The sequence below is a fragment of the Enterococcus sp. AZ077 genome, assembly GCF_051714965.1.
Lineage (GTDB): Bacteria > Bacillota > Bacilli > Lactobacillales > Enterococcaceae > Enterococcus_B > Enterococcus_B hirae.
On sequence record NZ_JBIOSX010000001.1, the window covers coordinates 903,607 to 916,062 of the forward strand.

Consider the following 12,456-nt stretch of genomic DNA (forward strand, 5'->3'; position numbering starts at 1 on the left):
GTTATTGACCATTATTGACCTTTGGCTATAATTATACTAAATTTTAGGACGCGTGCAAGTATTTAGTTTTTCAAAATAAATGAAGAAATGAATAAGTCGTTCTTCGATAAAAATGATAAATAGAAGGAGATATTTCGCTTGGCAGAGTCTAGTTTTGTTTGCTTCTTTACTGAGGGATCAGTAAAGAGAATCAAAGCAACTAAAAAAAGAAGTGAGGTAGAATGAATACGGTTGTTATCCTATGTATTCATATTTTTAAAAGTAGTGCTAATTATTTTCCACACTTTTAGTTGAATTTAAATGAAAACTGTTGTATCTATCGGGAAAAAATGGTAATCTTTACAAATGAAAGGGTACTACTTATTAGTGTTCTTAGTAAACTGCTAAAAAAGAAAACCCTCACATAAAAACAACACTCACTTAAAGGAGACCGATTAATATGGAAAAGAAAGAATTTCACGTAGTAGCAGAAACTGGAATCCACGCACGTCCAGCTACATTATTAGTACAAACAGCAAGCAAATTTAACTCTGATGTAAACTTAGAGTATAAAGGTAAATCAGTAAACTTGAAATCTATCATGGGCGTTATGTCTTTAGGTGTAGGTCAAGGTTCTGACGTTACAATCACAGCTGAAGGTGCTGACGAAGCAGACGCAATGGCAGCTATCGTTGATACAATGAAGAAAGAAGGATTATCTGAATAATGGTTGAAATGCTAAAAGGGATTGCCGCTAGTGACGGCGTTGCCGTTGCAAAAGCTTACCTGCTAGTTCAACCGGATTTAACATTCAGTAAGACAACAGTAGAAGATACAGCAGCTGAAGCATCTCGTTTAGATGATGCTTTAGCAAAATCTACTGAAGAATTGCAACAAATTCGTGAAAAAGCAGCGCAAAGCTTAGGTGAAGCAGAAGCGCAAGTATTTGACGCACACTTGATGGTTCTGTCTGATCCAGAAATGGTTGGTCAAATTAAACAAAACATTAATGATAACAGCGTAAACGCTGAATCAGCATTAAAAGAAGTAACTGATATGTATATCAGTATGTTCGAAGCTATGGAAGACAACGCTTATATGCAAGAACGTGCGGCTGATATCCGCGACGTTGCGAAACGTATTTTAGCGCATTTACTAGGTGTGACATTACCAAATCCATCAATGATTAACGAAGAAGTAGTTGTTGTTGCTCATGATTTGACACCAAGTGATACTGCTCAATTAGATCGTAATTTTGTTAAAGCGTTTGTAACTGACATCGGCGGACGTACTTCACACTCAGCGATCATGGCACGTTCTTTAGAAATCCCAGCGATCGTAGGTACAAAAGAAATCACTGCTAAAGTCAAAGAAGGCGATATGTTAGCTGTTAACGGGATTGAAGGCGATGTAATCGTTGATCCTACAGCTGAACAAAAAGCTGAATTTGAAAAAATCGGTGCTGAATACGCTGCTCAAAAAGCAGAATGGGAAAAATTAAAAAATGCTGAAACTGTTACTGCTGATGGCAAACATTTTGAATTAGCAGCAAATATTGGTACACCAAAAGATTTAGTTGGTGTTCATAATAACGGCGGGGAAGCGGTTGGTCTTTACCGTACAGAATTCTTGTACATGGATTCTCCTGATTTCCCAACTGAAGATGACCAATATGAAGCATATAAAGCAGTTCTTGAAGGTATGGAAGGTAAACCGGTTGTCGTGCGTACGATGGATATCGGTGGCGATAAAGAATTACCTTACTTACAATTGCCTCATGAAATGAACCCATTCTTAGGCTATCGTGCATTACGAATCAGCTTGTCAGAACAAGGTGACGAAATGTTCCGTACGCAAATGCGCGCATTATTACGTGCATCTGTTCATGGAAACTTACGTATCATGTTCCCAATGGTAGCGACTCTTAAAGAATTCCGTGCTGCAAAAGCAATCTTTGAAGACGAAAAACAAAAATTATTGAATGAAGGCGTGGAAGTATCTGATACGATCCAAGTCGGCATCATGATCGAAATTCCAGCAGCAGCTGTCTTAGCTGACAAGTTTGCTAAGGAAGTTGACTTCTTCTCAGTAGGAACGAATGACTTGATCCAATACACTATGGCAGCTGACCGTATGAACGAACGTGTTTCATACTTGTATCAACCTTACAACCCATCAATCCTACGTTTGATTAAAAACGTGATCGATGCAGCGCATGCTGAAGGTAAATGGGCTGGTATGTGTGGCGAAATGGCTGGGGATCAAACCGCAGTTCCGCTACTTGTAGGTATGGGATTAGATGAATTCTCAATGAGTGCAACATCAATCTTGAAAACACGTAGTTTAATGAAACGTTTAGATACAACGAAGATGGCTGAACTTGCTGATCGTGCTTTGAAAGAATGTGACACGATGGAAGAAGTCGTTGAACTTGTAAATGAATACGTAAAATAATAATACGAGTAAAAGCTGGTACAGCGATAGTAGCTGTATCAGCTTTTTACAATGGGATTTTTACATATAGGTAAAAATAAGGAATGAAAAATAGAGTTATTTTAAAATAGGGCTTAAGTTTGAGTGACAGGTTCAGCGCTATGTTATACTATATAAATGAAGGAGGACGTAAGGTGAAGGTATTATTATATTTTGAAAGTGAAAAAATACTTGCGAAATCTGGTATTGGACGAGCGCTTGACCACCAAAAACGTGCTCTAAAAGAAATGGGGATTCCCTACACGCTAGATAGTAAAGATGACTATGATATTCTACACATCAATACATATGGTATCAATAGTCACAATATGGTCAATAAAGCAAGAAAAGACGGCAAGAAGATCGTCTATCATGCTCACTCAACAGAGGAAGATTTTCGTAACTCATTTATTGGCTCTAATCAATTATCGCCATTAGTAAAAAAATATTTAGTGGGATTATATCAAAAGGCGGATTATCTCATCACACCTACGCCATATTCTAAAAGATTACTGGAAAGTTACGGCATAGATTTACCGATCCAATCGATATCAAATGGGATTGATCTAAAAAAATATCAACCAGATCCAATCAAAGAACAAAAATTTCGCGACTATTTCAAATTATCACCAGATCAGAAAGTGATTATCTGTGTTGGCCTTTTTTTTGCTCGTAAAGGGATCATTGATTTTGTAGAAATTGCAAAAAAACTTCCAGAATATACATTTATTTGGTTTGGACATGTACCTATGTATTCGATCCCAAAAAATATCCGACAGATTGTGAAAGAAGAACACCCAGATAATGTGATCTTTCCAGGATATATTCGGGGAGAAATTATTGAGGGTGCATACTCAGGCGCTGACCTTTTTTTCTTCCCATCTTATGAAGAAACAGAAGGAATTGTAGTATTAGAGGCACTAGCAAGTAAGCAAAATGTTCTTGTACGAGACATTCCAGTCTATGATGGCTGGTTAGAAGATAAAAAAAATTGTTACATGGGTCGCTCTAATGAAGAATTTACCGTATTGATCAAAAAGATCGTGGAAGAAGAAGTTCCTAGTCTAGTGGCAGCTGGATATCAGACTGCCCAAGCACGAAGTATTGAGAAAATTGGTGAGCAACTGAAACTGGTGTATACACAAGTGTTAGAAGAAGCAGATTCTTCCATAAATGAAAGACAAAATAATAAAGGGTAGTTTGGAGGCAAAAAATCATGAAAATTGGCTTTTTTACCGATACCTATTTTCCGCAGGTAAGCGGAGTTGCTACATCGATCAAAACCTTAAAAAATGAACTAGAAAAACATGGACATGAAGTCTATATTTTTACGACAACCGATCCAAATGCTGATAAAATAGAAAAAGATGTCATTCGTATGCCGAGTGTTCCATTCGTTTCCTTTAAAGATCGACGAATAGTGGTACGAGGTATGTGGTACGCTTATTTAGTAGCGAAGGAACTTGAATTAGAACTGATTCATACTCATACAGAATTTGGTGCAGGGATTTTAGGTAAAATGGTTGCTAAAAAGCTGAAAATACCATTGATCCATACGTATCATACGATGTATGAAGATTATCTACACTATATTGCTAAAGGCAAAGTGATACGTCAATCTCATGTCAGATATCTCTCCCGCTTATTTGTTAACCATACAACAGGGGTTGTCTGTCCCAGTGAACGAGTAATTGATACATTAAGAAGTTATGGTGTTGTCGCACCACTTCGAGTGATTCCTACAGGGATCGATATTGAGAAATTTAAAAGGGAAGGAATCACGCAAAAAGCTATCAAAGAAATCAGAGGATCGCTGAATATCAAAGATGATGAGTTAATGATCTTATCTTTAAGTCGTATCTCTTATGAAAAAAATATTCAAGCATTGGTCCAGGGATTTCCCCAAGTTCTAAAAGCGTATCCCAATGCACGAATGGTGATCGTTGGCAAAGGGCCTTACCTTGAAGAGTTGCAAGAGCTAATCAACGAACTAGCATTGGATGAATTTGTCCAATTTACTGGAGAAGTCGATAACGAAGATGTGGCATTGTATTATAAAGCAGCTGATTACTTTGTTAGTGCCTCAACTTCAGAAACACAAGGTTTAACTTATACGGAAGCAATGGCTTCAGGGACACCTTGTGTAATTGAGGGAAATGCTTATCTTAATCGTTTGTTTGATCATCCCTCCCTTGGGAAAACATTTGAAACCGATGAGGATTTCGCACCAGCACTTATTGATTATATAAAAAGTGAAGTCCCTCGTGACCAAAAAGTATTGGAATCAAAATTATATGATATTTCCTCTACGCACTTTGGCGAAGCGATGATTGAATTTTATGAAGATATGATTATCTATCATGAAAAAGAAATGCAACGAAAAGAAGAAGAGGCATCCATCGAAAGAATAAAAATCAAATTAAATTCATTTAAACGATAAATTTAGGTATTTATCCTAAAAAAATCTTTGTTTCTGGCGTATACTTAGCATAGAGACAAAGATTTTTTGATTTTTAGGAGGTCACGAATATGAAATTAGGTTTTATCGGGACAGGAGTCATGGGACGCGCAATCACTGAGCATCTTATGAACGCAGGACATGAAGTAACTGTCTATAATCGAACAAAAGCAAAAACGGATGAGCTAGTCAAAAAAGGAGCCATTTGGGCTGAAACACCTAAAGATGTCACTAAAAATAGTGAGATCATCTTTTCGATGGTTGGTTATCCCCAAGATGTAGAAGAAATTTACTATGGCGAAAATGGGATCTTTGCAACGGATGTCCAAGATCGAATTTTGGTTGATCTAACAACTAGTACCCCAACGCTTGCAGAAAAAATTGCAAAAACAGCCACAGAAAAAGGTGCAGCTGCTTTAGATGCACCAGTTTCAGGTGGAGATCTGGGTGCGAAGAATGCCACTTTGACAATCATGGTTGGTGGTGAAAAAAGTGTCTATGAAAAAGTTTTACCTTTGTTTCAAGTGATGGGATCTACTTTTACTTTACATGGGACAGCAGGGAAAGGACAACATGCGAAAATGGCAAATCAAATCATGATTGCAGGGACTATGACAGGCATGACCGAGTTACTTGCTTATGCTTCAAAAGCAGGACTTGACTTTGAAAAAGTCATTGAAACAGTCTCAGGAGGCAGTGCGGCAAACTGGTCATTAAGTAATTATGCTCCTCGTATTTTAAAAGAGGATTATACGCCAGGATTCTTTGTTAAACATTTTATTAAAGATTTGAAAATTGCGTTAGATGAAGCAGATAAAATGGCATTGAAGTTACCAGCGACAACGCAAGCTTTAAAATTATATGAACAATTAGCAGATCAGGGATTTGAAAATGACGGTACTCAAGCATTGATTAAGCTTTGGTGGCCTGAAGGAAAGAACCCAGAAAAAAAATCTTAAAAAACTCGCTTTTTTTGGAGAAAATCAATGCAAGTCGTCTGTGCTTTTGTTACAATATAACAGAAATAAGAAAAGGAGGACCTCCGATGGCACATTCACAATTAGTTGCAATCATTAAACGACTGGAGGCAATGGTCGAATCAGCAGATAATGAACTGCAAGTCCGTCGTTTTGAAAAAGAGGGCGTTGAAAAATGTACAGTTACTTATGACAAAGCAACTGAAACATTTGAATTAACTGAAACAGATTCACATCAACAATATGAATTTGACAATATCGATATCGTTGCAATGGAAATTTATGACTTGATCCAATAAAAGATCATGAAAGAAGCGTTCAGCTCTGAGCAACCAAGAGAGGATTTTTTAGAAAATCTTCTCTTGGTGCTTTAGAGCTGCTTTTTTTATGGCTTAATGGATCAGGCTTCGTTCGTAAGAAGTCTTCTTGAAGTGACCAGGATGGGCGTGTTCTATCCACAAGCGTTCGTATCAGCAAGAGACTGCTCCGATGAACAGAAGAAAAAGTGTGACGCCTATTTTTCCTTAGATTTTTTTCGGCTAGTGAGAAGATTAGGGGAATAATTGGTTAAATGGATAAAACAACGAAAAGAAACCGTGAACTGTAGACCAATGTTTGGTAGTTCAAGGTTTCTTTTTATTTTACAATTCATTTTGGGCGAGAATTTTCTTATGGTAACTCATTAGTATAAGGACGGGGTCAATTTCTTCTTTTTGCAACTGTCGCTTCAAGGACAAACCAGCTTTTGCATTTTCATAATAAAAATAAGGAGATTCATCATTAGACGTAATGGCCGTTTCAGCCAGTTGACCGTAACAAATCAAATAATGTTTTTGTTTCGTTTCGTCCGCCGCCAGAGGTAAATGGAAAGTGATTTTAGGCGTCCTTAGAAATAGTTTCTGCGCCTGTATTCTTTTAATGAAAGCTGTGGATAACTCAATATCTTGTTGGATTTGGGCAGCTTTTTCAAAATTCAATTGTTCGATAAAATGATTTTGCCTTTTCTTCAAGTAAGTGATTAGTTTTTTATTGCGCCCTTGCAGCAGATTTTGAATCTCTTTTTTCTTTTGTTCAAATGACAACTGATTCATTTCCGGTAATTGTGTATTTAAAGCTAAAAGGCTGATTTCAGACAGCCACGGCATCTGATAGGTTTCTTCAATGATGCGTAAAATAGCCGGCATTTTTTTGTAAAGTCGAAAGGGACCGTAAGTACGGGCAAGTGGCATATCCGAAAGGGAAAAACCATTATTTGTAATATGTAAATAATTATAGTTACTAAAATAGTTCATTTGACGGTTGTAAAAAGGGCGGTAGTACTGGATTAATTGACATTCTAACAATAGTGCATCTAATTCAGTATCCACGACGACAAAATCAAAGTCAGCGATATGATGAATCAATCGGCGAACTTTTTTTGAATGTTGTTTACTATGACGAAAATAACTACTTACACGATTTTTTAATTGTTTCGCTTTTCCCACGTAAATCACAGTTCCGGTATGATCTTTCATCAAGTATACCCCAGGAAGCAAGGGGAGTTTTTTTACTTTTTCTTTCAACGTTCTTTCTCCTTTTTTATCAAAAAATACTATATCAAATTTACGGCAAAGGAACAACCTTTTCGTTTGCTGAGTATTAAGTAAAAATAGTTTGATAATCAAAATATTTATTTGAGAAATATTTTTAATGTTTAAATGGGTGATTGTTGATTTAATAGGATTTTAAAATGAATTTTTTCTTAGAAAAAGTTCATAATCGAAAAAAATGAGCTTTTTAGGTTGCATTTTGAAAAAAGTTAAGATATAGTTTGAACATCAAATGATTTGATAATCAAACTAATTAGTGGATGGTGGAACATGGAACCAGATTTGAAAACAGTAAATGATTATCTTGTTAGTGTCTTCAATGATATTTTGACAATCGAAGAATCTGAATTAAAAAAATCTCAGTTCAAAGATTTGTCAATTACAGAGATGCATACGATCGAGGCAATCGGTATGTACAAGAAAAAAACGACTTCAGAAGTAGCCAAAGAACTGTCGATTACTGTTGGGACCTTGACCACTGCTATCAATAAGTTAGTAAAGAAAGACTATGTTGAACGCATTCGAAGTGAAGATGATCGACGAGTGGTGAAATTAGGACTGACAAAAAAAGGCAAACTTTTATATCGTGTCCATCAGCACTTTCATCGTGAAATGGTCAAAAATATCTTGGATGGCATGGCTACCGACGAACAGCAAGCTTTACTGGCTGCATTGAAAAACTTGCATGATTTTTTGCGAGATTACAAGTGAGGATTTTTAATGGAACAATTTGGAACGATCACAGCAACAGCTAGTGTCCTTCCCGAAAAAATCATTACCAATGATGATCTTTCCAAAATGATGGACACTTCAGATGAATGGATTTCATCGCGAACAGGTATCAAACAAAGGCGTTGCGTCACAGATCAAGAAACTTCTGATCTTTGCTATTTAGTGGCAGAAAAGCTCATCAAAAAAAAGAACATCGATCCGACAGAACTTGACTTCATTCTTGTAGCAACCATGTCTCCTGATTTTACGACACCCTCTGTGGCTGTCCAGGTTCAAGGTAAACTTGGTGCAACAAATGCAATTGCATTTGATCTTAGTGCAGCATGTTCAGGCTTTGTTTATGCTTTAAGCATGGCAGAGAAAATGATTCGGTGCGGTTCAAATAAAGGATTAGTGATTGGTGGCGAGACATTATCCAAATTAATCGATTGGTCTGATCGTTCAACGGCTGTCCTGTTTGGTGATGGTGCTGGTGGTGTGTTACTTGAAGCTGGTACAGAGCAGAAAATAATTGCAGAACATCTGGAAGCAGATGGCACTCGAGGATCGTCACTCACAGCTGGCTATCATTCGAACGGATCACCGGTGTATGTAAAGGATGCAAAAGGCTCTTTTTATTTATCAATGATAGGAAGAGATATCTTTGATTTTGCTGTAAGAGACGTTGCAAAAAACATTAAAGACATCACTCAAAATGTGTCAGTTGATTATCTGCTTTTACATCAAGCAAATCTTAGAATCATTGAGAAAATTGCACGCAAGGTAAAAATACCGCAAGAAAAATTCTTAACCAATATGGATAAATACGGAAATACCTCTGCTGCAAGTATTCCAATCCTATTAGATGAAGCGGTAGCTAGTGGGCAAATCACTTTAGGAAAAAAACAAAAAGTAGTATTTACAGGTTACGGTGGAGGTTTAACATGGGGAAGTATCCTCATGGAACTGTAAGCTGATAAAACATAAAATTGTAAACAATATCGGAGGAATATATAGTATGGTATTCGAAAAAATTCAAGAAATTATTGCAGAAGAGTTAGGAAAAGAAACAGAAGAAATCAAATTAACAACAAACATCCAAGAAGACTTAGAAGCTGATAGCTTGGATTTATTCCAAATCATTAATGAAATCGAAGACGAATTTGACGTGAAAATCGAAACAGAAGACGGCATCAAAACAGTTCAAGATTTAGTAACTTATGTTGAAAAACAAACTGCATAATCATTAAGATTAGGTTGGGGGCTGGGACATTTTCCTTAAATAGGAGTGTCTTGGTCCTTTTTAATAAATCAAGACATGAGCATATATCCTAAAAATATTGGAGAAAATACATGAAGACAGCATTTTTATTTAGCGGACAAGGCGCTCAGTATCCAGGCATGGGACAAGATCTCTATCAAGAAACTATCGTCAAAGAAACGTTTGATGAAGCAAGTGATATTCTAGGCTATGATATGGCGGAATTGTGTTTTTCAGAAAATGAACGACTCAATCAAACCGCTTATACGCAACCAGCAATCTTAACGGTCAGCATTGCTTTTTATCGTTTGTTGAAAGAAAGAGGGATTACACCTCAAGCTGCTCTAGGATTAAGTTTAGGCGAATATTCCGCTTTAGTAGCTAGTGGAGCTTTGTCGTTTAGTGAAGCAGTCGCTTTAGTGGCAAAACGAGGGGCTTTTATGACTGAGGCTGCACCACTTGGTAGTGGGAAAATGGTAGCTGTTATGAATGCACCTGTAGAAGTGATTGAAGAAAGCTGTTTGGAAGCTCAACGATTAGGAATTGTTTCTCCTGCAAATTATAATACACCTCAACAAATCGTAATTGGCGGTGAAGAACAAGCAGTGGATGAAGCAGTAAGAATCATGCAAGAAAAAGGCATCAAACGAATGATTCCACTTAATGTGAGTGGTCCGTTTCATACAGCAATCTTAGCGCCAGCAGCAAAAAAATTAGCCGTTGAGCTAAAAACGATCACTTTTAATGAGCCAGCAATCCCTGTCATCAGTAATACGACAACTGAAATCATGAACAAAGATCGGATACCGACTCTGCTTGAACAACAAGTGATGAAGCCGGTACATTTTTATGAAAGCATCCATCAATTAAAAGAACTTGGTGTGGAACGCGTGATCGAAGTTGGACCAGGTAAAGTATTAAGTGGCTTTATGAAGAAAATCGATAAAACGATTCCGGTTTTAAGAGTAGAAAATCAACAAACTTTAGAAGAAACAATGACAAGTATCGGAGGCATGTTATGGAGCTAACAGGAAAAAACGTATTTATTACAGGTAGCACAAGAGGAATTGGTGCCGCTGTGGCGCTAGCTTTTGCAAAAGCAGGCGCAAACATCGTTTTAAATGGACGAAAAGCAATTCCAGAAGAAAAAATCAATGAGATCAAAGCTCAAGGTGTGAACTGCATCGGTGTTTCTGGCGATATCTCAGATTATGAAAAAGCTGGTTTGATGGTAGAAGAAGCAGAAAAACAATTAGGATCAATCGATATTCTAATCAATAATGCAGGGATTACGAACGATAAATTATTGATGCGCATGTCAGCAGAAGATTTTAAAGCTTGTTTAGATATCAACCTAACAGGAACATTCAATATGACACAACACGTTTTAAAGAAAATGATGAAAAAACGTGAAGGTGCAATTATCAACTTGTCAAGTGTTTCAGGCTTGATTGGTAACGTCGGACAAGCAAATTACGCAGCAAGCAAAGCTGGTGTCGTTGGTTTTACAAAATCTGTTGCTCGTGAGGCAGCTGCACGCGGTGTTACATGTAATGCCATTGCTCCTGGTTTTATCGCTACGGATATGACCGAAGTGTTATCTGATAAAGTCAAAGAGCAAGTAGTAAAACAAATTCCAATGCAACGTTTTGGCAGCGTGGAAGATGTTGCGAATGCTGCGATTTTCTTAGCAGAGAGTCCTTATATCACAGGACAGGTCATCAATGTTGATGGCGGTCTCGTGATGCACGGATAAAAAGGAGGAAAACAATAATGAATCGAGTAGTAATTACAGGCTATGGTGTCACTTCACCAATCGGTAATGATGCTGAAAGCTTTTTAGATAGTTTGCAAAAAGGAACGAATGGGATTGCTCCCATTACTAAATTTGACGCCACAGAAACTGGAATCACACTAGCAGGTGAAGTCAAAGATTTCCCATACGATAAATATTTTGTAAAAAAAGACAGCAAACGGATGGACATGTTCTCGATTTATGGGATCTATGCAGCACTAGAAGCATTAGGGATGAGCGGTCTAGATAAAGAGAAAATCGATCAAGATCGTTTTGGTGTCATTGTTGGTTCCGGTATCGGCGGATTGCCAACGATCGAAAACCAAGTGATCCGGTTACACGAAAAAGGCGCGCAACGTGTCTCACCAATGTTTGTTCCAATGGCTATTGCAAATATGGCTGCCGGCAACATTGCACTACGTGTAGGTGCTAAAGGGATTTGTACAGCAATCGTTACTGCTTGTGCGAGTGGAACGAATGCTATTGGTGAAGCTTACCGCAATATCAAACATGGTTATTCAGATGTCATTCTAGCTGGTGGGGCAGAAGCAACAATTTGTGAAATGGGAATTGCTGGCTTTGCTGCACTAACAGCTTTATCGAATGCCGAAGACCCTACTCGTGGTTCGATTCCTTTTGATGAAGAACGTAACGGTTTTGTGATGGGCGAAGGAGCGGGTATCTTAGTGATCGAATCTTTAGAACATGCTCAAGCTCGTGGTGCAAAAATCTATGGAGAAATCGTTGGTTACGGTGCTAATTGTGATGCGTTCCATATGACTGCTCCTACACCAGATGGTTCAGGCGCTGCCAAAGCAATGAAATTAGCCATGGATGAAGCGGGTATTAAGCCAGAAGATGTTGGCTATATCAATGCCCATGGGACAAGTACACCCGCTAATGATCAAGCAGAAGCAAAAGCGATCCAACTGGCATTAGGTGATTCATTCAAAGAAACATATGTCAGCAGTACGAAATCCATGACTGGACACTTATTAGGTGCAGCTGGAGGGATTGAAGCGTTAGCTACTTTAATGGCGCTGGAACATCAATTTATTCCACCAAACATCAATGTCCAAAAACAAGATCCGGAAATTGACTTGAACGTTGTCATCAATGAAAGCAAACCAGCGCAATTGACTTATGCAATGAGCAATTCGTTAGGCTTTGGTGGTCACAATGCGGTCTTGTGTATGAAACGCTGGGAGGAATAA

13 protein-coding genes are annotated in these 12,456 nt (G+C 37.8%); 12 read left to right on the top strand and 1 reads right to left on the bottom strand.

Annotated features, from left to right (window positions below; genetic code table 11):
- Nucleotides 1–439: 439 nt before the first annotated feature.
- The 6 genes from IGL28_RS04240 to IGL28_RS04265 all read left to right on the top strand — a co-directional run bounded on the left by IGL28_RS04240 (nucleotide 440) and on the right by IGL28_RS04265 (nucleotide 6,185).
- Nucleotides 440–706 (top strand): phosphocarrier protein HPr, encoded by a 267-nt coding sequence (locus IGL28_RS04240; protein ID WP_010719685.1) that lies wholly within the window; start codon nucleotides 440–442, stop codon nucleotides 704–706.
- Complete coding sequence (gene ptsP / locus IGL28_RS04245; protein WP_010719684.1) at nucleotides 706–2,433, top strand: phosphoenolpyruvate--protein phosphotransferase; 1,728 nt, start codon at nucleotides 706–708, stop codon at nucleotides 2,431–2,433. Before IGL28_RS04240 ends, ptsP begins: the two co-directional genes overlap by 1 nt.
- Before the next feature lie 173 nt (nucleotides 2,434–2,606).
- Nucleotides 2,607–3,650 carry a glycosyltransferase gene (locus IGL28_RS04250; RefSeq protein ID WP_014834761.1) on the top strand — a complete coding sequence of 348 codons (1,044 nt, stop codon included), beginning with the start codon at nucleotides 2,607–2,609 and terminating at the stop codon, nucleotides 3,648–3,650.
- A 17-nt stretch (nucleotides 3,651–3,667) separates the two neighbouring features.
- Nucleotides 3,668–4,891, top strand: coding sequence for a glycosyltransferase family 4 protein (locus IGL28_RS04255; protein WP_010719682.1), 1,224 nt, complete (start codon nucleotides 3,668–3,670; stop codon nucleotides 4,889–4,891).
- 89 nt (nucleotides 4,892–4,980) lie between these two features.
- A complete protein-coding gene (locus IGL28_RS04260; protein WP_010738140.1) occupies nucleotides 4,981–5,868 on the top strand; it encodes an NAD(P)-dependent oxidoreductase in 888 nt (295 codons plus the stop codon).
- 86 nt (nucleotides 5,869–5,954) lie between these two features.
- Entirely contained in the window at nucleotides 5,955–6,185 is a 231-nt protein-coding gene (locus IGL28_RS04265; RefSeq protein ID WP_010719680.1) for a YkuJ family protein, read from the top strand.
- Nucleotides 6,186–6,527: 342 nt separating this feature from the next.
- Here IGL28_RS04265 and IGL28_RS04270 read toward each other — a convergent pair whose 3' ends face one another.
- Nucleotides 6,528–7,400: a GIY-YIG nuclease family protein gene (locus IGL28_RS04270; protein ID WP_088766128.1), complete on the bottom strand. Its 873-nt coding sequence runs from the start codon at nucleotides 7,398–7,400 to the stop codon at nucleotides 6,528–6,530.
- Between the two features lie 345 nt (nucleotides 7,401–7,745).
- Between IGL28_RS04270 and fabT the strand changes: the two genes are divergently transcribed.
- The 6 genes from fabT (at nucleotide 7,746) to fabF (ending at nucleotide 12,456) form a co-directional block, all read left to right on the top strand.
- Nucleotides 7,746–8,186, top strand: coding sequence for a fatty acid biosynthesis transcriptional regulator FabT (fabT, locus tag IGL28_RS04275; protein ID WP_010719678.1), 441 nt, complete (start codon nucleotides 7,746–7,748; stop codon nucleotides 8,184–8,186).
- Nucleotides 8,187–8,195: 9 nt separating this feature from the next.
- Nucleotides 8,196–9,158 carry a beta-ketoacyl-ACP synthase III gene (locus IGL28_RS04280; RefSeq protein WP_010738138.1) on the top strand — a complete coding sequence of 321 codons (963 nt, stop codon included), beginning with the start codon at nucleotides 8,196–8,198 and terminating at the stop codon, nucleotides 9,156–9,158.
- Between the two features lie 46 nt (nucleotides 9,159–9,204).
- Nucleotides 9,205–9,429: an acyl carrier protein gene (locus tag IGL28_RS04285; RefSeq protein WP_005876288.1), complete on the top strand. Its 225-nt coding sequence runs from the start codon at nucleotides 9,205–9,207 to the stop codon at nucleotides 9,427–9,429.
- Between the two features lie 110 nt (nucleotides 9,430–9,539).
- Complete coding sequence (fabD, locus tag IGL28_RS04290; RefSeq protein ID WP_053765627.1) at nucleotides 9,540–10,475, top strand: ACP S-malonyltransferase; 936 nt, start codon at nucleotides 9,540–9,542, stop codon at nucleotides 10,473–10,475.
- Nucleotides 10,466–11,203: a 3-oxoacyl-[acyl-carrier-protein] reductase gene (gene fabG / locus IGL28_RS04295; RefSeq protein ID WP_010719675.1), complete on the top strand. Its 738-nt coding sequence runs from the start codon at nucleotides 10,466–10,468 to the stop codon at nucleotides 11,201–11,203. Before fabD ends, fabG begins: the two co-directional genes overlap by 10 nt.
- A gap of 17 nt (nucleotides 11,204–11,220) precedes the next feature.
- Nucleotides 11,221–12,456, top strand: a complete 1,236-nt coding sequence (gene fabF / locus IGL28_RS04300; RefSeq protein ID WP_010719674.1) for a beta-ketoacyl-ACP synthase II — start codon at nucleotides 11,221–11,223, stop codon at nucleotides 12,454–12,456.